This window comes from Acinetobacter sp. 243_ASPC (assembly GCF_001054715.1).
Taxonomy (GTDB): Bacteria; Pseudomonadota; Gammaproteobacteria; order Pseudomonadales; family Moraxellaceae; genus Acinetobacter; species Acinetobacter soli.
The window spans coordinates 14,959-41,491 of record NZ_JVOR01000028.1 but is presented as its reverse complement, the minus strand read 5'-3'; the positions used below and the strand labels follow the sequence as shown (position 1 = coordinate 41,491).

Annotated in this window: 28 protein-coding genes; 11 read left to right on the top strand and 17 right to left on the bottom strand. The window is 44.2% G+C overall.

The window, feature by feature from the left end; all coding sequences use genetic code 11:
- The first annotated feature begins 82 nt into the window (after nt 1-82).
- Both mutM and ADA42_RS02810 read left to right on the top strand, forming a co-directional pair.
- Nucleotides 83-931, top strand: a complete 849-nt coding sequence (mutM, locus tag ADA42_RS02815) for a bifunctional DNA-formamidopyrimidine glycosylase/DNA-(apurinic or apyrimidinic site) lyase (protein ID WP_048763490.1) — start codon at nt 83-85, stop codon at nt 929-931.
- Between the two features lie 3 nt (nt 932-934).
- The gene (locus tag ADA42_RS02810; RefSeq protein WP_004934954.1) at nt 935-1,222 is read left to right on the top strand and encodes a peptidylprolyl isomerase; all 288 of its coding nucleotides are present in this window, start codon (nt 935-937) and stop codon (nt 1,220-1,222) included.
- A gap of 56 nt (nt 1,223-1,278) precedes the next feature.
- Here ADA42_RS02810 and ADA42_RS02805 read toward each other — a convergent pair whose 3' ends face one another.
- The 3 genes from ADA42_RS02805 to typA all read right to left on the bottom strand — a co-directional run bounded on the left by ADA42_RS02805 (nt 1,279) and on the right by typA (nt 4,263).
- Nucleotides 1,279-1,626: a gamma-glutamylcyclotransferase family protein gene (locus ADA42_RS02805; RefSeq protein WP_004945525.1), complete on the bottom strand. Its 348-nt coding sequence runs from the start codon at nt 1,624-1,626 to the stop codon at nt 1,279-1,281.
- Between the two features lie 138 nt (nt 1,627-1,764).
- Nucleotides 1,765-2,205: a large conductance mechanosensitive channel protein MscL gene (gene mscL, locus ADA42_RS02800; RefSeq protein ID WP_004934947.1), complete on the bottom strand. Its 441-nt coding sequence runs from the start codon at nt 2,203-2,205 to the stop codon at nt 1,765-1,767.
- A gap of 225 nt (nt 2,206-2,430) precedes the next feature.
- A complete protein-coding gene (typA, locus tag ADA42_RS02795) occupies nt 2,431-4,263 on the bottom strand; it encodes a translational GTPase TypA (protein WP_004934944.1) in 1,833 nt (610 codons plus the stop codon).
- A 176-nt stretch (nt 4,264-4,439) separates the two neighbouring features.
- Here typA and ADA42_RS02790 point away from each other — a divergent pair, with 176 nt between their 5' ends.
- The 4 genes from ADA42_RS02790 to ADA42_RS18555 all read left to right on the top strand — a co-directional run bounded on the left by ADA42_RS02790 (nt 4,440) and on the right by ADA42_RS18555 (nt 8,681).
- Entirely contained in the window at nt 4,440-5,813 is a 1,374-nt protein-coding gene (locus ADA42_RS02790; protein WP_004934942.1) for a uracil-xanthine permease family protein, read from the top strand.
- 62 nt (nt 5,814-5,875) lie between these two features.
- Complete coding sequence (locus ADA42_RS02785) at nt 5,876-6,901, top strand: class I SAM-dependent methyltransferase (protein ID WP_048763488.1); 1,026 nt, start codon at nt 5,876-5,878, stop codon at nt 6,899-6,901.
- A 9-nt stretch (nt 6,902-6,910) separates the two neighbouring features.
- The gene (locus ADA42_RS02780) at nt 6,911-8,374 is read left to right on the top strand and encodes an amino acid permease (RefSeq protein WP_004945517.1); all 1,464 of its coding nucleotides are present in this window, start codon (nt 6,911-6,913) and stop codon (nt 8,372-8,374) included.
- Nucleotides 8,375-8,513: 139 nt separating this feature from the next.
- The gene (locus tag ADA42_RS18555; protein WP_004934934.1) at nt 8,514-8,681 is read left to right on the top strand and encodes a hypothetical protein; all 168 of its coding nucleotides are present in this window, start codon (nt 8,514-8,516) and stop codon (nt 8,679-8,681) included.
- 84 nt (nt 8,682-8,765) lie between these two features.
- Here the strand turns inward: ADA42_RS18555 and omp38 are convergent, their stop codons facing one another.
- Nucleotides 8,766-9,818 (bottom strand): outer membrane protein Omp38, encoded by a 1,053-nt coding sequence (gene omp38 / locus ADA42_RS02775; RefSeq protein WP_004934932.1) that lies wholly within the window; start codon nt 9,816-9,818, stop codon nt 8,766-8,768.
- 386 nt (nt 9,819-10,204) lie between these two features.
- On the opposite strand from omp38, the gene ADA42_RS02770 reads away from it, so the two are divergent.
- The 3 genes from ADA42_RS02770 (at nt 10,205) to ADA42_RS02760 (ending at nt 12,592) form a co-directional block, all read left to right on the top strand.
- Nucleotides 10,205-10,723, top strand: coding sequence for a GspH/FimT family pseudopilin (locus tag ADA42_RS02770; protein WP_048763486.1), 519 nt, complete (start codon nt 10,205-10,207; stop codon nt 10,721-10,723).
- A 114-nt stretch (nt 10,724-10,837) separates the two neighbouring features.
- Nucleotides 10,838-12,013: a thiolase family protein gene (locus ADA42_RS02765; RefSeq protein ID WP_048763485.1), complete on the top strand. Its 1,176-nt coding sequence runs from the start codon at nt 10,838-10,840 to the stop codon at nt 12,011-12,013.
- 132 nt (nt 12,014-12,145) lie between these two features.
- Entirely contained in the window at nt 12,146-12,592 is a 447-nt protein-coding gene (locus tag ADA42_RS02760; RefSeq protein WP_004934924.1) for a VOC family protein, read from the top strand.
- Between the two features lie 15 nt (nt 12,593-12,607).
- On the opposite strand, the gene ADA42_RS02755 is transcribed toward ADA42_RS02760, so the two are convergent.
- The 6 genes from ADA42_RS02755 to rpe form a co-directional block, all read right to left on the bottom strand.
- Entirely contained in the window at nt 12,608-12,925 is a 318-nt protein-coding gene (locus ADA42_RS02755) for a DMT family transporter (protein WP_004934921.1), read from the bottom strand.
- 144 nt (nt 12,926-13,069) lie between these two features.
- Nucleotides 13,070-14,011, bottom strand: coding sequence for a hypothetical protein (locus ADA42_RS02750; RefSeq protein WP_004934920.1), 942 nt, complete (start codon nt 14,009-14,011; stop codon nt 13,070-13,072).
- A gap of 70 nt (nt 14,012-14,081) precedes the next feature.
- A complete protein-coding gene (locus ADA42_RS02745; protein WP_048763483.1) occupies nt 14,082-14,900 on the bottom strand; it encodes a copper resistance protein B in 819 nt (272 codons plus the stop codon).
- A complete protein-coding gene (locus tag ADA42_RS02740; RefSeq protein WP_048763481.1) occupies nt 14,887-16,656 on the bottom strand; it encodes a copper resistance system multicopper oxidase in 1,770 nt (589 codons plus the stop codon). Before ADA42_RS02740 ends, ADA42_RS02745 begins: the two co-directional genes overlap by 14 nt.
- A 58-nt stretch (nt 16,657-16,714) precedes the next feature.
- Nucleotides 16,715-17,164, bottom strand: coding sequence for a hypothetical protein (locus ADA42_RS02735; RefSeq protein ID WP_228137583.1), 450 nt, complete (start codon nt 17,162-17,164; stop codon nt 16,715-16,717).
- Between the two features lie 372 nt (nt 17,165-17,536).
- Entirely contained in the window at nt 17,537-18,223 is a 687-nt protein-coding gene (gene rpe / locus ADA42_RS02730; RefSeq protein ID WP_025096140.1) for a ribulose-phosphate 3-epimerase, read from the bottom strand.
- A 183-nt stretch (nt 18,224-18,406) separates the two neighbouring features.
- On the opposite strand from rpe, the gene ADA42_RS02725 reads away from it, so the two are divergent.
- A complete protein-coding gene (locus ADA42_RS02725) occupies nt 18,407-18,682 on the top strand; it encodes a DUF2218 domain-containing protein (RefSeq protein WP_004945488.1) in 276 nt (91 codons plus the stop codon).
- Between the two features lie 54 nt (nt 18,683-18,736).
- Here ADA42_RS02725 and fghA read toward each other — a convergent pair whose 3' ends face one another.
- From fghA to ADA42_RS02695, 6 genes are all read right to left on the bottom strand, one after another.
- Complete coding sequence (gene fghA / locus ADA42_RS02720) at nt 18,737-19,573, bottom strand: S-formylglutathione hydrolase (protein WP_048763478.1); 837 nt, start codon at nt 19,571-19,573, stop codon at nt 18,737-18,739.
- Entirely contained in the window at nt 19,542-20,975 is a 1,434-nt protein-coding gene (locus tag ADA42_RS02715) for a C13 family peptidase (RefSeq protein WP_048763477.1), read from the bottom strand. Before ADA42_RS02715 ends, fghA begins: the two co-directional genes overlap by 32 nt.
- Nucleotides 20,976-21,104: 129 nt before the next feature.
- On the bottom strand, nt 21,105-21,917 hold the full coding sequence (locus tag ADA42_RS02710; protein ID WP_048763475.1) for a class I SAM-dependent methyltransferase: 813 nt from the start codon (nt 21,915-21,917) through the stop codon (nt 21,105-21,107).
- A 46-nt stretch (nt 21,918-21,963) separates the two neighbouring features.
- On the bottom strand, nt 21,964-22,632 hold the full coding sequence (gene tsaB, locus ADA42_RS02705) for a tRNA (adenosine(37)-N6)-threonylcarbamoyltransferase complex dimerization subunit type 1 TsaB (protein ID WP_048763473.1): 669 nt from the start codon (nt 22,630-22,632) through the stop codon (nt 21,964-21,966).
- Between the two features lie 103 nt (nt 22,633-22,735).
- A complete protein-coding gene (locus ADA42_RS02700; protein WP_171249907.1) occupies nt 22,736-23,281 on the bottom strand; it encodes a gamma carbonic anhydrase family protein in 546 nt (181 codons plus the stop codon).
- Between the two features lie 8 nt (nt 23,282-23,289).
- Complete coding sequence (locus tag ADA42_RS02695) at nt 23,290-23,916, bottom strand: NUDIX hydrolase (RefSeq protein ID WP_004934887.1); 627 nt, start codon at nt 23,914-23,916, stop codon at nt 23,290-23,292.
- A gap of 121 nt (nt 23,917-24,037) precedes the next feature.
- Here ADA42_RS02695 and ADA42_RS02690 point away from each other — a divergent pair, with 121 nt between their 5' ends.
- Nucleotides 24,038-24,586, top strand: a complete 549-nt coding sequence (locus ADA42_RS02690; protein WP_048763471.1) for an NUDIX hydrolase — start codon at nt 24,038-24,040, stop codon at nt 24,584-24,586.
- Between the two features lie 43 nt (nt 24,587-24,629).
- Here ADA42_RS02690 and ADA42_RS02685 read toward each other — a convergent pair whose 3' ends face one another.
- On the bottom strand, nt 24,630-26,516 hold the full coding sequence (locus ADA42_RS02685; protein WP_048763469.1) for a hypothetical protein: 1,887 nt from the start codon (nt 26,514-26,516) through the stop codon (nt 24,630-24,632).
- Nucleotides 26,517-26,533: the final 17 nt, after the last annotated feature.

Sequence of the window (26,533 nt, the reverse complement as noted above, 5' to 3'; positions counted from 1 at the left end):
CAGGCTCATAGCATGCGTCCTGCCCTTTACAAGTGACAGGATCGTCCCCATATTAACATCGGTTTGACAAGTTGAGCTGATAATGCCTGAATTACCTGAAGTCGAAACGACAAAAACCAGTTTACTCCCCCTGCTACACCATCGCGTCCAGTCTGTGACAGTACGTGATTCCAGATTACGCTGGGCAATTCCAGACGATATTTCACGTTTGGTGGGCCAAGAACTTCGTGCGCTCAAGCGTCGTTCTAAATATATCTTGGCTGAGTTTGAAACCGATCAGATGCTCTGGCACTTAGGGATGTCAGGCAGTTTTCGGCTGTGTACGGCTCAAGATGAACTGCGCAAACACGATCATCTGATTTTAACTTTCGATGATGGCACCGAGCTGCGTTATCACGATCCACGGCGTTTTGGCTGTATTTTGTGGCTCAATGATGAGCATCAGAAAAAGCTGATTGATACCCTTGGGCCAGAGCCGCTCAGCGATGCTTTTAACGCAGACTATTTATATGAAAAGCTTCGCACCAAACAAGTCGGCATAAAAATTGCAATCATGGATAATCATGTGGTGGTGGGTGTAGGCAATATCTATGCAACCGAAAGCCTGTTTAATCAGGGCATTCATCCGGCACAGCCAGCCAATACCTTATCGAGTGAGCAAATCGCTGGCTTGGTGGTTGAAATTAAACGTATTTTGAGTCATGCGATTCAATTGGGTGGCTCTACATTACGTGACTACACCAATGCCATGGGTGAAAACGGTTATTTTCAGCAAACGCTGCTGGCCTATGGCCGTGCAGGTGAAATGTGTGTGAACTGTGAGACCACATTAGAAAACATAAAGCTTGGACAACGTGCCAGTGTATTTTGTCCCCAGTGTCAGCCGTTAAAGCTAAACAGTACTGCCCCGAAACGATGCAAGAGAGGTTAATTCATGCAAACAGCAATTGTGCGACATATTTTAGTGAAGGACAAAGATCTTGCAGAGCAACTGAAAAAGAAAATTCAGCAAGGTGCAGACTTTCATCACATTGCCAAGCAATACTCGACCTGTAATTCGGCCAAACGCGGCGGAGAGCTTGGCGAAGTCAAAAAGGGTCAGTTAGTTCCCGTAATAGACAAACTGGTATTTAGCGCCGCCGAACGCATTTTGCATGGCCCAATAAAGAGCCAGTTTGGTTTTCATTTGCTGGAAATCAAATTTAGAACCGATTTTCGTTAAACACTGCAACTCGGCCACGTGGTACATATCCGTCATCGTGGCCTTGTTAACATCTGTCAATGTGCAGATTTACGCGCGTTTTGGTTCATCTGGTAGGTCCATGCCTCTAGTTTTTCTCCAGTTTCCAATTGAATCTCGACTTGAACACGCTCATATTGAAAGCCCTCAAATTCGTCTAACCTATCCCAATGCTGGTCTAGCTCATCACTGCTAAACAAAAAACCTGCTACCTGAGGTGCGCCCGAATCCAGAACAATCGCAGGCAAGCCTTGATCTGGCCCCCAATCCAAGGTATGAATCACGCCGCGAACATAAGCCTTTTGCCAGACTCCATCTATATTGGCCATAATGTGTGCGTTTTCTCGGTTTGGGCACAAGGTGCCATAAGCAAAAAGTCTGTTCACTGCCAAAATATCCTCTGGATTTCAAATGATGTGCACGAATCGTTATTTTCTCAAATTCATAAGAAAAATTCATGCCAAATAAAATTGGTACATAAAAAACGGCACTGTTTGTGCCGTTTTTAAAACAGGATGGTGAATTTAAGCTTCTGGGCGTTTTCTTAACTCGTCACGAATTTCGCGCAGTAACGCAATATCTTCTGGTGTCGGTGCTGGTGCAGCAGGCGCAGCTTCTTGTTTACGGCGCATACGGTTGATGAGTTTCACCATTAAAAATACAACCCACGCCAAAATCAGGAAGTTGATCAAAATGGTAATAAAATTACCATAGGTGAGCACGTTCACCCCCGCTTTTTGCAAAGCATCTAAAGATTGCAGATTGTCAGGATTGTTCCCGAGCACAATAAACTTCTGGGTGAAGTCGACGCCTCCTCCGGTAATCAATGTGATTAACGGCATGATCACGTCTTTTACCAAAGAATCGACAATCTTACCAAATGCACCACCAATAATGACCCCGACGGCCAGATCAATCATATTGCCCTTAACAGCAAATTCTTTAAATTCTTGAATAATACTCATGAAAAATCTCCAGACAGCACTTGAGTGCTGCGTTGTTTTTTAATGACATTCTTAAAATGAATGCAGCTTTTATGTCAGTTATGGATTTTAATTTACTGTTTTTTACTTCAAAAACAAAAGTTATTTCACATTTCAACTACATAAAACGTTTTTAGCACCGCGTTTTAAACAAAAAAAACTGCCAGACGAGCTGGCAGTTTCTTGCTTGTATCGAGCCGGAGCCGATTACGCGCGGTTACGTTTACGTTCGTTTTCAGTCAAGTAACGCTTACGGATACGAATTGACTTCGGTGTTACTTCAACTAGCTCGTCATCTTCAATGAATTCAAGCGCTTGTTCAAGCGTGTATTCAATTGCAGGTGTAAGTGTCAATGCATCATCTGTACCAGACGCACGTACGTTGGTTAACTGTTTCGCTTTGGTTGGGTTAACCACCATGTCGTCAGAACGTGAGTTGATACCCACGATCATGCCTTCATACACTTCAAGCTGTGGTTTAGCAAACAAACGACCACGGTCTTGCAAGCTGAACAATGCATAGCCCAAGCAAGTCCCCTGAACCATAGAAATCAATACACCGTTTTGACGCTTCGCAACAGTACCTTGTTTCACAGGACCATAATGAGAGAAGCTTGACGTCATGATCCCTGTACCAGAGGTCATGGTCAAGAATTCAGAACGGAAACCAATCAAACCACGTGATGGAACAGTTGCTTCAATACGGATACGGCCTTTACCGTCAACTTCCATATTGGTCATTTCGCCTTTACGATGGCCCATTTGTTCCATCACAGCGCCTTGATGCTGTTCTTCTACGTCAAACGTTACGTTTTCGTAAGGTTCTTGTTTTTCGCCATCAATTTCTTTGATGATTACTTGTGGACGCGATACGCCCAACTCGAAACCTTCACGACGCATGTTTTCAATTAGAACTGAAAGGTGAAGTTCACCACGGCCAGATACTTTGAAACGGTCTGGACTGTCTGTGTCTTCGACACGAAGTGCAACGTTGTGAATCAATTCGCGGTCAAGACGTTCACGAATGTTACGTGAAGTCACGAACTTACCTTCTTTACCAGCAAACGGTGAGTTGTTGACTTGGAAAGTCATCGATACGGTTGGTTCATCAACAGACAATGGTGGAAGCGCTTCAACATTTTTCTGATCACAAATGGTGTCTGAAATGTTGAGTGCATCGATACCGGTAATACATACGATGTCACCTGCAGATGCAGAATCTACATCGACACGCTCAAGACCATGGTAACCCATGATTTTTAAGATACGACCGTTACGTGTGTTGCCTTCTTTATCAATCACAGTAACAGGTGTGTTGGTTTTTACTGAACCGCGCTGAATACGGCCAACACCAATTACACCTACGAAGCTGTTATAGTCGAGTGATGAAATTTGCATTTGGAACGGACCATCAACATCAACTGCTGGTGGTTCAACGATGTCTACAATCGTTTCAAACAACGGCGTCATGTCTTCAGCCAATTCTTCTGGTGAAGGACCTGCAACACCACGAAGACCAGATGCATAAACAATTGGGAAGTCCAACTGCTCATCAGTTGCACCCAAGTTATCAAACAAGTCAAATACTTGATCGATCACCCAGTCACAACGTGCGCTTGGCTTGTCGACTTTGTTGATAATCACGATTGGCTTCAAACCACGTGCAAACGCTTTTTGAGTTACGAAACGCGTTTGTGGCATTGGGCCTTCTTGAGAGTCAACAAGCAACAATACACAGTCAACCATCGACATTACACGTTCAACTTCGCCACCGAAGTCGGCGTGTCCCGGGGTGTCTACGATGTTAATACGGTATTCGGTGTCGGTACGTTTGTCGAGCCACTTGATTGCTGTGTTTTTTGCAAGAATGGTAATACCACGCTCGCTCTCAAGCGCATTCGAGTCCATGACACGCTCAATCTCACCCGCGCGATCGCCAAGTGCACCTGATTGTTGAAGAAGTTTATCGACAAGGGTAGTTTTCCCGTGGTCGACGTGTGCAATAATTGCAATATTGCGGAGATTTTTGATATCTGACATGAAAATTCGATAAGCCTAAAACTTGAGGGCAAATTATACAGAAAAATGCTACATAAAAGTAGTGACAGTTTATTGACATAGCCGCGTTTTTTTCACCTCTTGTCTATTATCTTTTATTATTTCCCTCATCTCGATTAGAATACCGCCACCTTGTCGTAGCTGACCGATGATTTTACATGTCTGATTCTTCCAATTTTCCCTCTAAAAACAACGATCAACTCGACCTTGTGTATGGTTTGAATGATCGACCTGCACCGTTTGTCTCATTCTTGGCAGCTTTGCAACATTTACTCGCAATTATTGTTCCGATTGTGACACCAGGCTTGCTGATTTGTCTGGCATTGGGGGTTTCACGTGAAGAAACCAACATGATCTTGTCGATGTCATTGGTAATTTCTGGCGTAGCCACATTTTTACAATGTAAAAAAGTCGGCCCTCTGGGGGCTGGTCTTTTGATCGTGCAAGGTACCAGTTTTAACTTTATTGGCCCCATTATTGGGATTGGTAGCGCTATGGTGGCGGCCGGTACGCCTGTCAATCAAGTCATGGCTGCTATTTTTGGTGTGGTGATTGCCGGCTCATTTATTGAAATGGGTGTATCGCGTATTTTACCTTGGATCAAAACCCTGATTACACCGCTGGTGACTGGTATTGTGGTGTTACTGATCGGACTCACTTTAATCAAAGAAGGCCTGATCAGTATGGGCGGTGGTTATCAGGCCATGCAAGATCAGACCTTTGCCAGCAGCGATAACCTCATTATGTCATGCACGGTGTTGGCAATTATTATTCTTCTCAATCGTATTCAGGTGATCTGGATCAAGAGTTCTGCCATTCTGATTGCTTTAATTGTGGGATATATTCTTGCGGGTTTTATGGGTCATTTAAATTTTTCAGGTTTAAATGAAACACCATTGGTTCAGATTCCCACGCCTATGCATTTTGGGCTGAGTTTTTCATGGAGTCTGTTTATTCCAATGGCGTTTATTTATCTGGTGACTTCACTTGAAGCCATCGGTGACATTACCGCAACCAGTAAAATTTCAAATCAGGCGGTCAATGGCCCACAGTGGATGCAACGAATTAAAGGTGGCGTACTGGTTAATGGCGCCAACTCACTACTGGCGGGTCTGTTTAATACCTTTCCAAGCTCAGTATTTGCACAAAACAATGGCGTGATTCAGCTCACGGGTGTGGCCAGCCGCTATGTTGGGATTTGGATTGCGGTACTGCTGATTTTACTTGGACTGTTCCCTGCTGTTGCGGGCATTATTCAAGCCGTACCGCAAGCGGTTTTGGGTGGAGCTGTTATGGTCATGTTTGGTGCGGTGGCAGCATCAGGTATTAATATTTTATCTGGTATTCATTTAGATCGACGTGCCCTACTGATTATTGCCATTTCACTGGCACTGGGTTTAGGTGTTGCACAAGTACCGCAAATTCTGGAACACTTACCCGAATTGTTTAAAAATATTTTTAGTTCAGGCGTGGCCACTGGTGGGCTTGCAGCACTGATCCTAAATATTGTTTTGCCTGAACATAAACAATAATTTAGATGGTATTTACATTTTGCCCAGTGAGAACTGGGCTTTGTTCTTCATGAGAGATTAAGATGGATCCACGCAGTGAAGTGGTACTTCGACAGCATCAATATTTTTCTGGCACGGTGCTATTGATCAATCCGCCTGCCGATGGCTTATGCCATGAACTGAATCAGCACGCGCAAGCGTCTGTTTGGACGTGGAATTTTGCCGATCATCAATATTTTGAACAGCAATCGATTGTGACCAGTTTTGGTGTACATTTTCCGTCGGTTACACCCGATCAGGTGATTATTTTTGTTCCCAAATCTAAAGAACTACTGCGCTATATTTTGCACGTGGTGGTCAGTCACCTCACTCAAGGCCAGTCTATTTTTTTGGTCGGTGAAAAAAAAGGGGGGGTAGAACGTGCTGCCAAACAGTTACTCGATTATGGCAAGACCATAAAACTGGACAGTGCACGACATTGCCAGCTTTGGCAGACTAAAATAGACAAAACCGAGCAGTTGCGACCACTTGAACAATGGGTACAACAGTATACGGTTGAAGTTGCACAAAATAGCCTCACGGTCTGTGCGTTGCCAGGTGTATTTAGTCAGCGTCAGCTTGATGTCGGAACAGCCGTACTTTTACCTTATCTTGAACAGATAAAATCGGGTAAACTTGCCGACTTCGGATGTGGTGCAGGGGTATTAAGTGCATCTTTAGCGCAGTTAAATCCGCAAAACAAGATTTACGCCATGGATGTGGATGCATTCGCACTATGTTCTACAGAGATGACATTTCGTCTAAATGGACTCAATCCGGATCAGTTACAGCTTTGTGCGGTAACGGGCATTCATGATGCACCATCGGATTTGGATGCTATTGTAAGTAATCCACCTTTTCACCAAGGGATTCATACCGACTATGCCGCCAGTGAGGGTCTGTGTACAACAGCAAAAAAACACTTAAAGGCAAACGGTGAATTGTGGATCGTGGCGAATCGTTTTTTAAATTATCCCGTTTTGATTGAACAAGCCTTTGGCCAATGTCAAATAAAAGCAGATCAACAAGGCTTCAAGGTGCTTTATGCCAAAGCAACTTTAGGAAAGTAAGGAATTTTCATGAGCGAAACGACTCAACCTGATCAGCTCCAGCGTAAGCTAGGTGCTCGTCATTTAAATATGATTGCCATTGGTGGCTCAATTGGCACAGGTTTATTCCTTGCATCCGGCTCGACTATTGCCAATGCGGGACCTGGCGGTGCCCTGCTGGCCTACGTGCTCATCGGCGTCATGATTTACTTTTTGATGACCAGTCTAGGCGAACTGGCAACGCATAATCCAACCTCGGGCGCTTTCTTTACCTATGGTAACCGTTATGTAGAAGAAGGCTTCGGTTTCGCGCTGGGCTGGAACTACTGGTATAACTGGGCCATTACCGTAGCTTTTGAGCTGGTGGCAGTACAGTTGATTATGAAATTCTGGTTCCCCGACATTCCAGGATTTTACTGGAGTGCTATTTTCTTGGTGGTGATTTTTGCCATCAATGCCATGACCGTTAAGGGTTTTGGTGAAAGTGAATTCTGGTTTTCAATGGTCAAAGTGGTCGCAATTATTGCCTTTATCATTATTGGGATGGCCATGATTATTAAAATCATGCTGACACCCAATATAGCCACTTTTGGCAACTGGACATACAAAGACGCGCCTTTCGTGGGCGGCTTGCAGGCGATGATTGGTGTGGCCATGATTGCTGGATTTTCATTTCAGGGAACTGAGATGGTCGGCGTTGCGGCAGGTGAATCTAAAGATCCAAAACGTACTATTCCACTTGCAATCAAACAGATTTTCTGGCGAATTCTACTGTTTTATGTGGTCTGTATTTTTATCATTGGCACATTGGTCAGCTACGACGATCCACGTCTGCTTCAAGCTGCGCATAGCTCAGATATTGCATTATCACCTTTTACCTTACTCTATGAAAAAGCAGGATTTGCCTTTGCTGCAAGTCTAATGAATGCAGTGATTTTAACTGCAATTCTTTCGGCTGGAAATTCGGGCATGTACTCCTCTACCCGCATGCTGTGGGATATGGCCAAAGAAGGCCGTGCGCCAAAATGGTTTGCTCGACTTGACCGTCGTGGCGTGCCAATGAATGCACTTTATGCCACTACAGCCATTGCAGCTTTGTGTTTCCTAACCACATTTATTGGACAACAGGAAGTCTTTAACTGGTTACTCAACATGTCAGGCATGTGTGGCTTCATTGTTTGGCTAGGTATTGCGATTTCACATTATCGTTTCCGTAAAGGCTATGTTGCACAAGGTTATAAACTTGAAGATTTAGCCTATCGAGCCAAATTTTTTCCATTTGCACCGTGGTTTGCTTTTATTTTATGTTCGATTATTATTTTAGGACAAAACTATCAAGCCCTTCTGGGTGGCAAAATCGACTGGATGGGATTACTCTCAACGTATATTAGTATCCCATTGTTTTTGGCAATCTGGTTAGGCTACAAATGGAAATACAAAACTAAATTGGTGACTTACCAAGAGATGAATGTCAAAGCAGATAAAGATCTGTAATGCTAGTCACTTAACAGAGTAGACAACAACTCGATTATCCGTCACACTGTCAATGAAACCCAGCAATCGCTGGGTTTTTTATCCTTTGTACGAGGTATTAGTCACTTACACAAATCTTTAATTTCCAATAGGAAGCATGATGAAACTCAAAGCTGCATCTAAAATTCAGGCTAGAAATAAAGTCGCATTATCACCACTGCTTCAAAAAGGCGGCTTACATGAAACTGAACAACCGCGCACACAGCATCGCCGTGATCGCAAACAAAGCAAACAATGGCTAAAACACGGGCATTACAACGAATTTTAAGGTGAATACTATGAATTATTTAATTTCAATCAGACAAAAAAAAGCAGCTCCGAAGAGCTGCTTTTTTATTTGATCAAACTCAGATTATTGAGCTTGTTGACCAGGCTGAACAGTTACTGTACGGCTACCAGTGATCGTAGCGAATACACGACGGTTCATTGCACGGCCTTCTTTCGTGCTGTTGTCAGCAATCGGTTGATCCCAAGCAAAACCTTGAGTTGTCAAACGAGCTGGATCGATGTTGTATTCGTTAACAAGTGAAGACTTCACAGAGTTTGCACGAGCCAAAGACAAACGTTCGTTCAACTTACGTGGACCAGTGTTGTCTGTGTGACCATCGATACGAGCAGTTGCGTTTGGATATTCAACCAATTTCTCAGCAACTTTCGCGATTTCTGGCTTGTATTGATCTTTGATGTTTGATTTGTTTGTATCAAAGAATACACGAAGTTCCATGTTAAGATCTTCAGTCAACTCTTGTGGTTGAGGTTGAACTGGAGTTGGCTCAACTGGAGCAACTTCTACTACAGGCGCAGCAGGCTTCAAGTGACCGCCAAGAACAACGTTCAAACCAGCAAGTGCTGTGTAGTTCCAGAAGTCTTCATCGATGTTGTAAGTTGCACGCGCTTCAGTACGAAGAGACAATGCATCGTTCAAACGCCAGAACGCACCAACACCTGCATTACCCAAAGTACCTTCTTCAGTTGTACCGCGCGCACCGCGTGGAACACCGTCAAAATCATACTTGTAGTGACCAGCACCTAGTAATACGTATGGCTTGATTTTGCTGTCATAGTTTTTGGTGATCAAATCAGAAGTAACGTAGAAGTTACCGTTGATTTGTTGTTGTTTGTATTCAGCACCTGCTAGAGCACCGTCTACATCACCTTTAACTTGGTTATATTCAGCTTCGAAACCTAACCATGGAGTTAATTCAACACCAAGTGCTGCACCAACAAACAAGTCGTCTTGAAGCTCAGGACCATTCGTTAGGTCACCTTTGTTTCCGCCGTTGTTGTGTTGAGAGTCTTGGAATGTGTAACCAAGTAATAATGGAGTTACTGTAACACCAGCATTAGCAGCAGCTAGTGGAGCAGCAACAAGCATAGTAGCAAGTGCAATACGACTCAATTTCATGGATATCCTCCAGAGATAACAAATTGTTTGTTGTTCAAGCTCAGCCTAAAATTTATTTGGCTTCCTGAGATAAGCTATTTTTGTACCCCAGTTTTATTTTTAAGCTACTCACGTTGAATCATACAAACACTTAAACTGATTTCCAAGTGCTTGATAACTTTAATCAAGTAAATTATTGACAAAATTACTTACAATTTCCGTTGTAATTCGGTAACTTTTTACTCAATTTATTTCTGTGAATAACCAACTCTTCACGCTTTCTTTATTTTAACAGCATTAAAACGCTTAGGTAATAAATATTTCAATTCGTTTATTTTTGCAACACGCTTAAGGTAATCAACTGTTAAAAAAAGAAAAAAACTACAAATGATGGACATTCCTTTACTATGCATAACAATTTTTTAGGTTTTAGTTTAATTGAATTTATCGTTACCCTCACGGTTTTAAGCATTTTAATTGGTGTCGGAGTACCGACTTATCAGCATGTTATGGCGACTCAAGAAGCCAACCATATCCCAAGAACACTCACAATTCACATACAAAAAGCAAAGTCCGATGCGGTGCTGTATCGTCATAACGTTGTGCTTTGCCCGAGTATAGACAAGCAAACCTGTAGCGATGACTGGAGCAAGGGCTTTATTGTATTTTTAGATCAAAACCGTAACCGGCAGCGAGATCTCAATGAAGATCTGCTATCGAGTACAGACTGGAATACCCGTTATGGCATGCTGTCTTGGAAAGGCACTTTGCAATCTAACCATTTGATGTTTCGGGCCGCAAGTGGCTTGCCAATCGGATCAAATGGAAGCTTTTTTTATTGTTCGCAAAAAGTCAGTCATAAACGTCTGGTGATCAGCCGCATGGGGCACTTTCGTGTCGAAACCCTTGCCGATTGCCCAACATGAGAACTGGACAGTCTAGCTATCCGCTGTCTACACAAGCAGTATTAGCTTAAATTTTGACTATACTGCTGTCACGATCAAATACAACCGCATAATAACGAACTTGGAGTAAATAACATGACAGACGTCGTGATTGTTAATGGTGCACGTACCGCTATGGGCGGTTTTCAAGGTGCTTTATCTTCAGTTTCTGCGCCAGAGTTGGGTGCTGTAACCATTAAAGAAGCGATCCACCGTGCTGGTTTAGCGCCTCACGATGTTGATGAAGTCATTTTAGGCTGCGTACTCCCAGCTGGTCTTAAACAAGGGCCTGCGCGCCAAGCCATGCGTCAAGCAGGTTTACCCGATCAAACGGGTGCTGTGACCATTAACAAACTTTGTGGTTCAGGCATGAAAGCCGTGATGCAGGCCACCGATGCGATCAAAGCGGGAAGCGCTCAAATTGTAGTAGCCGGTGGTATGGAATCAATGAGCAATGCACCTTACATACTCAGTAAAGCTCGCGCTGGTTATCGTATGGGGCACGGCGAAGTCAAAGATCATATGTTTTTAGATGGTTTGGAAGATGCCGAAACTGGCCGGCTCATGGGTTCTTTTGCTCAAGATATGGCCAGCCAGCGTCACTACACACGTCAACAAATGGATGATTTCGCAATTCGTTCGCTTCAACGTGCACAAACCGCTATTCAGGCTGGATATTTTAAGGACGAAATTGTGCCTGTCACGGTCACTTCGCGTAAAGGCGATGTTGTGGTCGAACAAGACGAGCAACCCCTGAACGCCAAACTTGATAAGATTCCGAGTTTAAAGCCTGCTTTTGCCAAAGATGGCACCATTACCGCTGCCAATTCGAGCTCAATTTCAGATGGCGCTTCGGCTCTAGTTTTATGCTCAAATGAGCTTGCTATACAGCGCGGACTTGAACCACTGGCCAAGATTGTTACGACTGCTTCCAACTCTCAGCACCCTTCAGAGTTTACCATTGCCCCTGTAGGTGCGATTGCAAAAGTTTTAGACAAGGCTGGATGGCAAGCAGATGAAGTCGATTTATGGGAAATTAACGAAGCCTTTGCAATGGTAACCATGTGTGCGATTGATGATTTCAAACTGGACACCGAAAAAGTGAATATCCACGGTGGTGCATGTGCGCTCGGCCATCCTGTAGGCTCTACCGGTTCACGAATTATTCTGACGCTGATTCATGCGCTGAAACGTACCGGAGGACGCAAAGGTATTGCTGCCTTGTGTATTGGCGGTGGTGAAGCGACCGCGGTGGCCATTGAACTGCTCTGAAACACTAAAAATCTATAGATGATGACTCCCGCCTCAGCGGGAGTTTTTTTGTATTTTCCGATAAAAAATACTGTTTTTTGCTCAAAAGAGACTAAATTAAAAACATTATTATCATCGTTTAGGATCACCCCGATGCAGCTTAATCACTATCTCAACTTTGCTGGTGAAACCGAAGCCGCGTTTATCTTTTATCAATCGGTATTTGGTGGTCATTTTGCACAACTCACTCGATACGGGGATATCCCCGCCGAAGACGGCCAGTCGCTTTCCGATCTGCAACGTCAACAGATTTTGCATGTCTCTTTACCCATCAATGCCTATACCGTGCTGATGGGATCTGATATCAATGAACAATTCTGTGCAGCAGACTCGCGCGGACTCAGCAAAGGCAATAATCACTATATTTCGATTAATCTGGATCACGATGAGACTGAGGCACGACGTCTTTTTAATTTACTCTCGGCAGGTGGACACATCGAGACGCAACTACAGAAAACCTTTTGGGGTGCCCTTTATGGCGCCTTTACCGATCAGTTCGGGATAAAGTGGATGGTCAATTGCCAGCTTGAATCGGTTTAAATTACTTCATTCGGCTTAATGTGTAGACAGTTTCATAAGAACCAAACCCGAAACAATTAAGACAGCAGCGAGCATTCTCATGGCACTCACTGGCTCGTGCAATAGAAAAATCCCCAATACAAATGAGCCAATCGCACCGATTCCTGTCCAGACGGTATAGGCAGTACCAAGCGGTAGTGTACGCATTGAAATCGAGAGTAAAATAACGCTTAACAGCATAAAAATGATCGTTACAACGCTTGGTACAAGGCGCGTAAAGCCTTCAGAGAGCTTCATCGAGTACGCCCATATCACTTCAAAAAAACCAGCAAGAATCAGAATCAACCAAGCCATGCTTACATCCTTATTGAATAATCAGGTCGGCCTGATAATTTTCCCACTCTGGGGGAGGTCGTTCCTCCTCAACTTCAATACTTTAATATAGGATGGGTCATTAAAAAAGCAAAAGCCCACATTATTGGTATATAACAAAATCAATTACTGAATCACAAACGAGGTTTTTTTCTGAAACACTTTGCGGGAACGATTGAGCAAGAACATCACCATGAGCACTGTCATCACAATATCTGGCCAGTTCGAATTAAGTTGAAGGCACAGCAAACCCGCAATCACCACCGCAAGACTAAATACCACTTCATAAAAACTCAGTAATGTTTTCCAGTTTAAATCCAGTTCGGCCGCGTGGGTCTGTATCAACAACCACATATTCACCAGCATGGTAAGGAGCGCCAGTAACCCCACGAGCACCACCATTTGCGACATGGCGGATTGACGCATCACAATCTGTAAGGCCACACCAAACATCAACAGCAGGCTTAAGCCCAATTGTAAATACACGCCTGCGCGGGTGAGTTTGTATAAGCCGACTTGTTTTTCCTGAATCGCAAAGAGCATCATGGCATAGATCATCACATCGCTCAGTAAAATCAACCCGAGCGCCATCAACGCGGTAGAAGAAGCAATCACTCCGGTGAGGAACGTCACGATCAGCATCACCAGATTAATACTAAGCAACCAGCTAATCATCTGATTACGCCGCTGCATATAAGACCAGTCGATTGGCTCAGGGATATAATTGGTCTGGGTTTGCTGAAATACCAATTGAATTCCATTTTGATTTAAATGCGCTTCAATAGGCTGTACGGGGCCATCATGATAAATTGCCAAGTGATGGGTTTGCTGATCAAGCTCGACATAACCCACATGGTCTAAATTATTCAAGCACGTTCTAATTTGCTGCTGAGTCACGGGGGTGAGCTCAGGCAAATAATAAAAACTCATAAACTGACGGTTGAGATCGTCATCGACTGGAATATTCAATAATTCTTGAGACATCACAGTACATGGTGATTGAGTGTGCAGCGAATGCAGCAAAGCATCGGTAATCAGATTGGTTTGATACTGCTGTTTTAAATTCATTTATGCACCATGAGCATTACATCGGTGACCGCTGATACGTTGATCAGCGGCTTATTTCAAAAAACTTACATTAAAACTTAAACGTTACGCCCGCACCATACCACCACGCTCGATCTGAAACGGAAAAAAGTGCTGTGGGATGCTGCTTATAATGATATGCAACATCAACGAATGGCATCACTTTTTTGTTAATTTCATAGCGTGTTTGTAATCCGGTTTTCAGCTCGTTCAAACCGGTTTCAGCAGCTTCTGACGATTGATCCGAGATCACAATATCCGCTTTCAAATACGGTTTTATTACAATCTTCTGCGTCAGCAACACATCTCGTTCGGTTTCGACGCTTAAGCCAGTGTAGCCATGTGCGCCTATAAACAGCGAGAGATCCGTTTCAAAAAAGTATGGCGCCAGTCCATGTAGTGCAATCACGCCATCAAGTGCCTCATCTGCTGATTCTGATGCATCATCACGATACCTTAAGCCCGTTTGAATATCCCAAAAATCAGAAATCATCCGGCTATAGCGCATAGAAATATTGCGTGAAGCAGACGCAGATTCTTCTTTCTCAAGTTCTGCCTTGAGATACAGCTTGTTTTCATCTGTTCCCCACCAACTCCGCAGTTCCGATTGTACTGCACCTTTGCCGTGGGTATTTACCATCCACTGAGTATCCACTTGTGTGGCCTGATACCACTGTCCGCCGTGCTGATCGCGATGATGTTGCGCTTCATCGGACTCCTGATATGCAAGATGTGTATCTTTTAGAGTGGTCGTTGGCATTGGCATGATAGCGTGAGAATGGGTATACATCTGCTCATTTGAAGTTTGTGCAATCGTTCCTGTACTGCCTAATGCCATGCAGATACACAAGGTCATTTTAGTGATGCGCATGATGAGCTCCTTGTGATGACGTTGGTACAAGCTCCGCGACAGATGAAGCACTTGATGCTGTATCTGAGTTGTGATCGGTATGCGCAACAATCAGCTTATTCATCATGCCTGCCGACATATGGTAGAGCAAATGACAGTGAATGGCCCACTCGCCCACCTCATCTGCGGTTAAAAGTGCGCTCACAGTTTGCCCTGGAGGAACAATAATGGTGTGCTTGTAGGGAAGATTTTCAGGTGCTTGACCATTTTCAAGTTGTACAAACATGCCATGTAGGTGCATAGGATGCGCCATCATGCTCTCATTGATAAATTTCAGCCGAACACGCTCGCCATATTTGACCTGAAGCGGCTTGGCCTCTGAAAACTTTTGTCCATTCATCGTCCAGATATAACGCTCCATCGTACCGCCTAAACGAATTTCAATTTCTCGATCTGGAGCACGCAGATCTGTCTGTGGCGTGCGAGCACGTAAATCGGCGTAACTGAGGGCTTTCATACCCTTTGGCGTGGCGGCATTCGACCAGCCCTGCATACGGGTATCATCGTTTTGCATCATGTGCTGCTGATCCATGGAGGCCATCGGCATGTGTTGCATGTGTGCATGATCTTCTTGCATCGGCATCGAATCATGTTCAGTGGTATACATGTCTTGTGCCTGTGCAGGTGTACTCATGTGAGCGTGTCCCATGTCTTGCATGGTCAGTACAGTGCGAGGCCGTGCCACAGGTGCAGGAAAAGCTTTAAGATGAGTGGCATTTTTATTGATGAGTGATGCTAAAGCAAATCCGGTTCGGTCAATCGATTCGGCCTGAATCTGATAGGCATCGTGCTGAGGTTGTACTACGACATCATAGGTTTCGGCAGCACCGATTCTAAATTCATCTACCGATACAGGTTGAACAGGTTGACCATCGGCAGCCACGACCGTCATCTTTAAATTGGGAATCCGTACATCAAAAAATGACATTGCTGCGGCATTGATAAAACGCAATCGAATACGTTCGCCTGGCAGAAATTGGCCGGTCCAGTTTTGGTCTGGTGCTTTGCCATTGACCAGAAAAGTATAACCACTCACATCGGACAAATCCGTTTTCAGCATACGCATCTGATTCCACATTTTGCGATCTTGCCATGTGGCTTTCGCGCCTTCATGCTTCACCTGTTGCCACACATCCGACCATGTTTCACGGCGGTTTTGATAAAACTCTGCATCTTTCTTCAGATTTTTTAAAATCTGATCGCCACGAGTCGGATGTGAATCTGAAAGCATTACCACATAGTCACGCTGCACAGGAGGCGCTGCATCTTGATGCTGGCTTGGCTTTGGATAAATAATCAATGGCCCATAGAGTCCGTCTTGCTCTTGCCCCTTACTATGAGCGTGATACCAATAGGTGCCATTTTGACGAACACGGAAACGGTAGACGAAATCACCATTCGGATGAATTCCTTGAAATCCGTTGAATCCCGGCACGCCGTCCATCAAGCCGGGTAATAATAATCCATGCCAATGCAGTGCGGTTTGTTCTTTCTTTAAGTTATTGTGTACATGGATGACGGCCTCATCGCCTTCGTTAAATTCCAGCAACGGCGCTGGAAACTGCCCGTTTACCGTGATTTTACTGACTGATTTTCCATTGAGATTGATGTTGTGTTGATCAATCGTCAGATGATAGGTTTTTACCACTGCACTGGCCGTGCTGGACAGCACCAGACACATTGCAGCAAACCACAGGGTTGGCAATTTTAATTTCATGACTAACCTCAAAATTTAAAAAACATTAAACGTGAAACGTTAAAGATCTAAATCGAGATTAGGCTCTAGGAGGACGTAAAATATCTGTGAGATAGCCACTCTCAGTATTTGAACCATAGTCTATGGCTGTACTCGACACCAGCGTGTACGATGTCGGCAAGGCGATTATGGGGATTTCGCCCAACATGACACAACTGATCATCTGACAATGTAATGGTGTACATTTTTGGCAGTCTGCAAAGAATTGACTGGAATGATCATTGATACTGGCACAATCTGATCCGACAGGTTTTTCTGTTGCCTGTGTGGCGTGGCTATGTTTCATCACTGATTGATGACAATCAGACATGACACCATGATCATGCGTCGAATGATTTAAATGTTGCAGCGAGATGCCTTGATTTGAAAGTGATGCGTGTTGTAGCGTTGTCGATGCCATGGCAAAGCTGCTCCAGCTCATGAAGATCATCATGAGCCACACCAACCAGCGATATCGACGAAAACGCACGTTCAAACCCAGTGCTCCAAAAAAAATAGTGATGTCTTTGCTATTACATACCCTTATCTAGCATAGCCAAATTCGTGCACAGGCTCAATCCTCATTTATATCGCTCAGTTTATAATTGTGCGTATTGCTAGAAGTTTGAGCACTCACTTTAACAACATTTCAACCCAAAAATAAAATGTTATTCGAAACGTTCACTCGTAAAAAAAGCACGCATATTGCGTGCTTTTTAAACCAAAACCGATGCGTAAATAAGCAATTGTTTTATGATTGATTATTCTATCACCAGTTTATCCATACACTTATGAACACGGTTATCCATATAGTTATAAACAAAGTTATCCACAGGACATGTATAAATTAAAGTGTTTACTCTTATACAGACTGAGTGCCCACTTTGGCCAGCTCTAATCGCATTTCATCAATAACCGCTTTGTAGTCTGGTTTTCCAAAAATGGCTGAACCCGCAACAAACATATCCGCACCTGCTTCAGCAATCTCGCGAATATTGGCTGGGCCAACACCACCATCAACTTCAAGGCGAATATCACGACCGCTGGCATCAATCAATTTGCGTGCCTGACGTAATTTGTCGAGTGTCATTGGAATGAATTTCTGTCCGCCAAACCCCGGGTTGACACTCATGAGTAAAATTTGATCGACTTTATCCATCACATAATCAAGATAATGCAAAGGCGTTGCCGGGTTAAATACCAATCCAGCTTTAGCACCACCTGCTTTAATCAGTTGCAGTGAGCGATCGATGTGATCAGATGCTTCTGGATGGAAAGTAATAATGTCTGCACCTGCTTCGATAAAATCCCCAATCATTCGATCGACTGGCGATACCATCAAATGCACATCAATTGGTGCCTGAATGCCATAACTTTTAAGCGCCTTACATACACCCGCACCAAAGGTCAGATTCGGTACATAATGATTATCCATCACATCAAAATGAACGACATCTGCACCCGCCGCCAAAACACGTTCGACATCTTCACCTAAACGGGCAAAATCGGCAGACAAGATAGAAGGAGCAATCAAATACGGCTTGGACATATACGACCTGGCAAACTGAAGAACAAGAGCAACAGTATAACAAAATCAAGTACAGACTGCCTGTTTATCCTACACAGTTTCAGCGCAAGAGATTGCAAAATTGCAACGCAGCATTCTCGTTTGGCCGGTACTATCCCGCTGTAAAATTTGCTAATGTCAGGATCTATACTTGAGGACAGCACAGTGAAAACACAAACAACACTTGATACACAAGACGGTAAACGTATTGCGAAACGCCTAGTCAATCATTGGAAACACAAATTTGAAGTGGCAGAGTCAGAAACAGAATTTCGAATTCTGATGCCGACAGCAACCGTCATTTTAACACCTTCAGATACGGCGCTTGTAGCACGTATTGAAAGTGATCTTGACGATCATAGCCGCCTTGAAGGTGTGGTGATTGAGCACTTGAACCGAATGGCACAACATGAGTTTGATGCAACATGGGATACGCTTTAAAATAAAAAAAGTGAAGCATTTCTGCTTCACTTTCAATAGGTTGAATTTATACATTTATCCTTCAAGCTGTACAGCATGAAATTGCAAATGATCTTCAACAAAGCTCTGAATAAAATAATAACCGTGATCATAACCTGCATGTTTTCTTAAGGTGAGAGGCTGCCCCACTGTTTGACATGCACGTTGAAATATATCTGGATTTAACTGATCGTAAAACTGATCATCCATGCCCTGATCAATCAGAATATCTTTAAACAAAGCACCTTTGCTTTCAACCAATACACTTGCATCGTGATCTTGCCATACGGCTTGATCTGCCCCCAAATAATGTGAAAATGCTTTTTGGCCCCACGGACATTGTACAGGCGCACAAATTGGTGCAAATGCAGAAACGGATTTGAACTTTTCAGGATACTTAAACGCTAGCGTCAATGCCCCATGCCCGCCCATCGAATGGCCCATGATGCCGATCTGACTAGAATCGACTGGAAATTCTTGTTGCACCAAAGCATATAACTCCTCGGCAATAAAACTTTCCATTTGATAATGGGCTTGCCAAGGCTGCTCAGTGGCATTGATATAAAAACCTGCTCCCTGCCCCAAATCCCAATGATCGCCTTTGGCCACGTCTTCACCTCGCGGTGAGGTATCTGGCATAATCAAAACCAAATCAAGATGTGCAGCCAGACGCTGAGCATGTGCTTTGATTGCAAAGGTTTCTTCGGTACAGGTGAGGCCAGCCAGATAAAACAGCGCCGGACAGCGGTTGCCTTCAAGTGCCGCAGGCGGCAAAAAAATCCCAAATCGAGTAGTCCCGTTTAAATGGGTCGACTCAAATTGATAAATTCGTTGTTCTCCGTCATAACACTTGTTTTTTTGCAGCAGTTCCATGGGTCTTTTCCTCATGTGAAATTACGCTGGCCTGTGGCACAGTTTGTTGTGGGAATAAATGTTGTTCAAGTTGAGGTAGCATCAATTCCATATTTTTACCAATCATCCATTGTGGCTCGGAAGGCTCAAAACCTTGTGCCTGTTCCCATTTTGCGACGGTTTGCTTGGCTTGCAAGAATGCATCTTTCATTGAATGATGATCACGCATGGCCTGATCAAAGAGCGCCCGACCAAAATAGGTATAGTCGGCTTCGTTGGTACAACCAAATGATTGTCGGTCGGCAGCCGATGCCGTAATGATCAGTGTATCTGGTGATTGTAATGCGGGAATAAAGCTGCCCGAGAAACACGAAGACACCACAATGACACGCCAGCGAATACCGGACTTGTCGAGGGCTTCACGTAGCCATTTTGGATCGACTTGCCCTAAATCTAGCGGTGCATTTTCAATTTCAAACTGATCTGGCGCGCCATGCGAGGTCATGTACAAAAACAGCACATCACTTTCACGGTTCATTTGTTGACCAATCCGGTTCAACGCCAACGCGATACTGGTTTTCGATGCCAACGGAATCTGGGTTCGGGTATCTGGATTATTGACCAGCATCATCGAGCGGCCAATGGTGCCAAAACGCGTATCGAATTGCTCTTTAATGCGCATAATTTCAGATTTAAAGACATCCTGATAACTGGCACCTGCCACCCCTAAAAAGTACCAGTGACTTTGCGCGAACTCACCATACTGAATTTGCTCAAGGGCTTTATTGAGTAGGCGACTCTGTGCATAAAAGGCATCTTCGGCAAAGCTAGGAGGAACATCTTCTACTTTCCAGATCGGCTGACTACGCACCGATCCCTGCCACACCACCAGAGTCACCAGCGTTGCAATCATAATGAGTGCACGCTCCCACCATGGCCATTTTAATTCACGGGCAAATACCCATACCACCGCCAGACTTTGCCATACAAACAGCACCATAAAGATGCTCGGCAAATAGTCATACAATGAATAAGGTAAATAGTCGAGCTGGCCCAGATACTGGATCAAACTTTGTAAAAGTGCAATATTGGTGTCCAGTACCAGCCACAAAATTGCAGGTACCAGCATCAGACGGGCATTGTTGGTTCGCTGAGAAAGGAAAATCCCGACAATCAGTGCCAGAAATGGCCATAACGCGTAACTGACCAATCCTTGAGAATTAAATGCGCCTCCATCGCCTGCCACCAACCAGCTAAATAGCGTATTGGCAGCACCCCCCAACACACCCCAAACCAAAAGCTGAAAAATTGAGGGATGGATGACCTGAAGCGAACGTCTCGACCCCAAAAATAACCATAAACCCGCGGTTTGGTTGCTTTTAAAATCATGCCAAAAGTTAATGGACGGTTTGAGGTCGATCATAGAATTGTTCGGGAGGCCGTGAGTTTGGTAAGCACTTTATGAGTTGAATCCGAAGTGCAATTTTCTTGGTGACGCATGTTCACTATATAGCAAAGTTTTGGCAAATATTGAAGCAATGATCACACTTACTCACAGAGAAAGCTGAAAATAAGCATCAAAACGACAGGCATCACCCTGCCATTGATGGTCAGGAGTCTCATCATTTAAAAATACGGCGTGTCTCGGACGTTTCACCACCACACGCTTTGCCATTTGCCGTGCAAGGGCTAACAGTTGATCTCCTAAATCCATCTGCCCATCTTCAGGTAACAACAGATGCAGTAGCTGCATTTGTTTTTTTACCCGAGCCTGCTTCTTGGCTGCTTGCTGATGCTGGTCACGCTGAGGAAACATCGGATCTAAATACACCACATCAGTGATCGCCTGCTGCTCAATTCGCTGCGTCAAGTAGTCGGCAGCATCTGAAAAAATCAAGTGCATACGTGCCATGACAGGCGCTAAATACGCATCCTGTTCGGCCTGTTGTTTTGCAAATTCGAGCAAGGTAAAAAGTATAGGATGACGCTCCACCAAAGTGACCTCTGCACCAAGACTGGCCATGAGCAAACCATCATGTCCTAAGCCCGCAGTGGCATCAATTAAATGCGGTTGCTCACCCAACTGACACGCTCGTGCAATCATTTCAGATTTTAGGCTGGCACGTTTTAATCGAGGAATTTCAGCCATCCAGTCGGGCTGCATTTTCATTCCATTGGCACTAAGCCATAACCCTGCATGATCGACACATAAGGCCAATTCGGGATGCTGTCTTAAGAAACGGGCATTTAATTGCTCAATCTCGATCAGTTCAGTGACCACACCGCGTGTCTGAAGAAGCTGTTGAACCGCTTCTGCCTGATCTTTTACTTCGGCCACAGTATATAATCGCATTGGATTTACCATCAGGTATATCCTTTAAAAATAAACAATAAAAACAAAGGTAATGCAATCACTGTGCTTTGCCTTGCTCGGCAATTTTTTTCCACGCATTGTCACGCAAGTAAACAGGAAGTGCCTGTTCAGCCGGCACCCATTGCTCATTGAGTGCATAGTGTCTTGCAAGTAATGCAATGTGATGTGCATTCGGCTGGACTGCTGCCACCTGTGTCTCTGTGGTCGCGATTAAATGCGCGCCTGAACCAACAACGGTAAACTGAGCTGCTGCCTGAGCATCTGCATAGTTCAGCAAACGTTCCTCGCCATCGAGTTGCATGATGCCGGCATCATCGAGTACATAATTAGCCAAATAAACTTCTTGCATACGTGCATCTAAAACAGCAGTCACCTGTTGTAATTGATGGGTTTGATAAGCGGCCTGCGCCAGTGCCTGCAAAGTAGACACTGCAATCACCGGCAGGTCATTGGCCCATGCCAATGCCTGTGTCACAGCAGCATTGATCCGTACACCACTAAATGATCCTGGGCCTCGACTAAATGCAATTGCTGTGAGTTCATGCAGCTCGGTCTGCGTATCGCGCAAGGCGGCTTCAATCATGGGTAAAATTGTTTGAGTCTGAGCCTTGGCTCGATCATCAAGTTGAAAAAAAAGCTCTTGATGTTGATCAATCAAGGCCACAGAACATTGTTCATTGGCTGTTTCCAATGCAAGCACTTTCATGCAAACCTTACGCTATATAATTAACAAAAACGCTGAATATCATACTCTACTCCCCGCTGTCAGGCGAGTGATTCAACGTAATCGGTTTGCACGAATCCAAGATTCAAATCGACTCATATTCATCAAAAAAATACGGTTCAAGCTGCACATATTTTTTATAGTGCTCGGCATAATGCATGGCACTCATTTTAAGCTGTGCTGCACCCTGATCATCGAGTGTTTTAACCACTTTGCCCGGCGACCCCATTACCACCGAATTATCGGGAATGACTTTACCCTCAGGAATCAGGGCATTGGCACCAATAATACAGTTTTTTCCAATAACGGCATGATTCAGAATCACGGCGTTAATACCGATCAGGCTGTTATCACCAATGGTGCAGCCATGCAGCATGGCCTGATGTCCGATGGTCACATAGTCTCCGACCACCAACTCAATTCCCGCATCGGTATGCAATACGGCATTTTCTTGTACGTTGGTAAAATCGCCCAGCCGGATTAAACAGTTGTCTGCACGAACGACCGCTCCAAACCAGATACTGACGTCATCACCCAGTTCGACTTGACCAATCACGGTCGCATTACCTGCAATCCACCCCTTCCACGGATGGTGTTTGGTTCTAGGGTGTTGTCCTTGAAAGCTATACATCATCTGAGTTACTCCTTTCTATTGTTCTTTTCAAGTTTTTGCCGAATAAATAGAGGCGAATTTAATAAGAATGGCCACTCCTTTTGATAACCAAGGCCATATTGAAAGAGTGAAATCAACATACGTGCCGTTAAACCCCAGACCACCTCATCTTCGACACGCATACTCGGAAAGTACAACGTTTGCTTGATATATTTTACCTGATGGGGTTCTGGCGGCGCATTGAGTAATTGTTCAAGCGAAGCAAAAAAAATACGATCGATTTCAGTAGGCTGCGGTATCAAATGCACATCGGGTGGAATCAGCCCGACAATGGGTTTCACTAGCATGCCATTTTTGGCACGCTGCATGGGCAGATCTCCCATCAACTCGACATCGAAGGGATTAAGTGCCGTTTCTTCTTGCGCTTCACGTAATGCCACCACGATATTACTGGTATCACCACGGTCACGTTTTCCGCCCGGAAAAGAGACTTCTCCGCCATGATTTTTTAAGCGGGTAGAACGCCGCGTCAATAACACCTTCGGATCTTTTTCATCGGTAATCGCAATTAATACGGCAGCTTCTGCAGGTTGAGTACGTCGCGCAAAACGTAGTCGTTGTTGTAACCGATGGGTTAATCCTTGTTCACTCATTTGCGCCTCTCGATTCTTGTTATTTTTCCATCATAGCTCAATTTTTTTGGGGTCGTATACAAATGATGCGAAACAATAAAAATTCAGTTATGCTGAGCTATCTTTAGCCCCGATGATTGTTATGAGTTTTTGTATCGTTTGTGGACATAAAACAGAAGAACAGATCCCGCTAGGTGATCATAAATTGCGCCGTGTTTGTGGCAATTGTGGCCATATTCACTATGAAAATCCAAAACTCATCTGCGGGGCACTGGCAGTTTGGGACAATAAGGTTTTGCTGTGCCGTCGGGCAATCGAACCACGCTACGGATTATGGACTTTACCCGCAGGCTACATGGAGTTGTTTGAGACCATGGAAGAAGGCGCTGCACGTGAAACGCGTGAAGAAGCCGAAGCCGAGATCGACATTGAACATTTATACTGCATGTATAACATTCCACGTATCGGACAGATCTACGTGTTGTTCAAAGCCCTGCTCAAAGACGGCGTATTCGGTGCAGGTGAAGAAAGCATCGAATCGCGGTTATTTGAAGAACACGAAATTCCATGGAGCGAACTGGCGTTTCCAAGTGTTGAGCGTACACTTCGACATTACTTTGAAGACCGTAAACAACAGCACTTTCCGGTACATTTAGAAACCATCGGCACCCGTCTGGATCACACAGGATAAAATAAAAAAAGGCCAGTCATACTGGCCTTTTTCATGTTGTTGATTATTTATTTTTTACACTATAACAGTTTGGTAGCTCAATGCTTAGTGTACCAGATGTGCGCTTGGCTAGTTCAATCTGTGCAGTTGTCGGTGCGGGCTGAACATTGGAAATATTGTTGTAAACCCGTTGATAAGCCGCATAAATATTGGCCCAGTTTGCCGAGTTGTTGTTAAAATCACTAATCGACAGCGCACGAGAATTCGCGCTTTCGTCTAATAAGTTATTCAGATTGATTTTTACACCGCCAGAGCTAAGCTGGGCTGATGATGTTTCTCCACTGACTGCAAGTCCTTGATTTAAACCAAGCAGCACGCCTTCTAAAAGACCAAATCGTGCTTCATTTAAAATCATACGAATGGTGATCGACTTGTCACTTGCCGAGAAATTGGCTGCACCTGTTGTTCCAATCCGATATTGCGTCACACCGAAGTTATCTTGCATGCCATTGGTCAAAATTCCACAATTTCCAGACATATCATTTGTAGTGGCATTCGCTCCAATATCGGTACGGATATCGCCATTTTCATCGATCACGATTCCGAGTTTGACATCTGCAACACTGGTATCTGTAAACTTAAAGATCAGTGTGGCATTGAGTGGAAATAGATAACGTCCAGAGCTGATGTTATTACTCGACTTAAATACACGTCTGTCGAGATAGGTAATCGGACTAATCTTGGCCAGATCAATCGTTCCGTTAAAAGTTTCATTGTCGGCAGTTTTGGTCCACCGTCCAAAAACCGAACTGTCTACTGTCGTGGTATTCATGGCACGCTTATACAAATCGTCTGTTGCCACCACCAAATAGTTATCGAGTAATTTGCCTTGGAAAATTTTTAAGTCGTCGCTGCTGTTGCTACCGAAACTAAATCGAAAAGGTTGTGTCGAAGACAGCGATTTGGTCAGTGGATTGAGCCACGTGCTTTGTGTTTGTGCCGTCATTTTGGTTGGTGCAAACTGACTAATTAAGGTGAGATAACCCAAATCACCCGTATTTTTAGGTACGCCCTGCCATTGTAATCCATAGCCCGAGGTTAAGCCTTGTCGGTCAGTCATCAGGTACATATTGGCAATAATTTGTTTATTGGTTGTAGATGAACTGCCGCGGAAACCACTGGTGTACTTTAAAATCGCCAAATCGACCAAGCTGCTTGGGGTAAAGATTTCTGCGTTGTAAATTCCTGCATTTTGTATATTGGCCATTTTTTTGACCACATTCAATGCCTGTGCCTCAGACACCGTCGAGACATCGACCCATCCCACCAGTGCCGCTGCATAGCTGCCGTCTTTAAAATCGCTCACGCTCAAGGAACGAGTAATTTTAGAGAGTCCATTTTTGAAATCTTCAGTCATGGCAACAGGCTGAATATCTCCGGCAATATTACTGTTTTGCTGCACGCCTAAAGCCTGAAAAATACGTACCAGTGCAGTGGCCACCTTAACGGTATCATCCGATAAATCAAATGTCGCAGGTGCCTTACCCACCATTGCGGTTGCCATATCAAGCAGTGAAAGCGGTTGCTGACCAATATTGATAGGCGAAATGGTTTTTAAGTCTAGACTGCCCAGATTAATCTGCTTGTCTGCTGTTTGACCCTTGATCGAAAAATTAACGGTATCGCCAAGCTTACATGCGCCTGTAAATGCGTTACCACTTTGCGCCGTCACGAAATGATTCACCTTATCACTGCTACAATCGAAATTCAGACCTGCAATTGGATAAACCATATAGAAACTTTGGCAGTTAGCATCGGTGGTTTTACAACTGGTGCTTGTGGTAACACCATTATTGGTGTCTTCATTAATATTACCACTTTCACCACCACAACCTACCAGTGCAGATACAAGCGCAGTCAGCGCGGTCGAAATTAAAATTTTCTTTTTCATTGTTGTACCCATCTTTT

Bases quoted from the DNA above. Each gene is read 5' to 3' on its own strand.
- ADA42_RS02810 (WP_004934954.1), top strand. From the start codon at position 935: ATGCAAACAGCAATTGTGCGACATATTTTAGTGAAGGACAAAGATCTT.
- ADA42_RS02760 (WP_004934924.1), top strand. From the start codon at position 12,146: ATGCAGCTTAATCACTATCTCAACTTTGCTGGTGAAACCGAAGCCGCG.
- ADA42_RS02755 (WP_004934921.1), bottom strand. From the start codon at position 12,925: ATGGCTTGGTTGATTCTGATTCTTGCTGGTTTTTTTGAAGTGATATGG.
- omp38 (WP_004934932.1), bottom strand. From the start codon at position 9,818: ATGAAATTGAGTCGTATTGCACTTGCTACTATGCTTGTTGCTGCTCCA.
- mscL (WP_004934947.1), bottom strand. From the start codon at position 2,205: ATGAGTATTATTCAAGAATTTAAAGAATTTGCTGTTAAGGGCAATATG.
- ADA42_RS02770 (WP_048763486.1), top strand. From the start codon at position 10,205: ATGCATAACAATTTTTTAGGTTTTAGTTTAATTGAATTTATCGTTACC.
- ADA42_RS02715 (WP_048763477.1), bottom strand. From the start codon at position 20,975: ATGATCGACCTCAAACCGTCCATTAACTTTTGGCATGATTTTAAAAGC.
- ADA42_RS02765 (WP_048763485.1), top strand. From the start codon at position 10,838: ATGACAGACGTCGTGATTGTTAATGGTGCACGTACCGCTATGGGCGGT.
- typA (WP_004934944.1), bottom strand. From the start codon at position 4,263: ATGTCAGATATCAAAAATCTCCGCAATATTGCAATTATTGCACACGTC.
- rpe (WP_025096140.1), bottom strand. From the start codon at position 18,223: ATGTCCAAGCCGTATTTGATTGCTCCTTCTATCTTGTCTGCCGATTTT.
- ADA42_RS02685 (WP_048763469.1), bottom strand. From the start codon at position 26,516: ATGAAAAAGAAAATTTTAATTTCGACCGCGCTGACTGCGCTTGTATCT.
- ADA42_RS02790 (WP_004934942.1), top strand. From the start codon at position 4,440: ATGTCTGATTCTTCCAATTTTCCCTCTAAAAACAACGATCAACTCGAC.
- ADA42_RS02695 (WP_004934887.1), bottom strand. From the start codon at position 23,916: ATGAGTGAACAAGGATTAACCCATCGGTTACAACAACGACTACGTTTT.
- ADA42_RS18555 (WP_004934934.1), top strand. From the start codon at position 8,514: ATGAAACTCAAAGCTGCATCTAAAATTCAGGCTAGAAATAAAGTCGCA.
- ADA42_RS02690 (WP_048763471.1), top strand. From the start codon at position 24,038: ATGAGTTTTTGTATCGTTTGTGGACATAAAACAGAAGAACAGATCCCG.
- ADA42_RS02740 (WP_048763481.1), bottom strand. From the start codon at position 16,656: ATGAAATTAAAATTGCCAACCCTGTGGTTTGCTGCAATGTGTCTGGTG.
- mutM (WP_048763490.1), top strand. From the start codon at position 83: ATGCCTGAATTACCTGAAGTCGAAACGACAAAAACCAGTTTACTCCCC.
- ADA42_RS02745 (WP_048763483.1), bottom strand. From the start codon at position 14,900: ATGCGCATCACTAAAATGACCTTGTGTATCTGCATGGCATTAGGCAGT.
- tsaB (WP_048763473.1), bottom strand. From the start codon at position 22,632: ATGAAAGTGCTTGCATTGGAAACAGCCAATGAACAATGTTCTGTGGCC.
- fghA (WP_048763478.1), bottom strand. From the start codon at position 19,573: ATGGAACTGCTGCAAAAAAACAAGTGTTATGACGGAGAACAACGAATT.
- ADA42_RS02780 (WP_004945517.1), top strand. From the start codon at position 6,911: ATGAGCGAAACGACTCAACCTGATCAGCTCCAGCGTAAGCTAGGTGCT.
- ADA42_RS02785 (WP_048763488.1), top strand. From the start codon at position 5,876: ATGGATCCACGCAGTGAAGTGGTACTTCGACAGCATCAATATTTTTCT.
- ADA42_RS02750 (WP_004934920.1), bottom strand. From the start codon at position 14,011: ATGAATTTAAAACAGCAGTATCAAACCAATCTGATTACCGATGCTTTG.
- ADA42_RS02710 (WP_048763475.1), bottom strand. From the start codon at position 21,917: ATGGTAAATCCAATGCGATTATATACTGTGGCCGAAGTAAAAGATCAG.
- ADA42_RS02700 (WP_171249907.1), bottom strand. From the start codon at position 23,281: ATGTATAGCTTTCAAGGACAACACCCTAGAACCAAACACCATCCGTGG.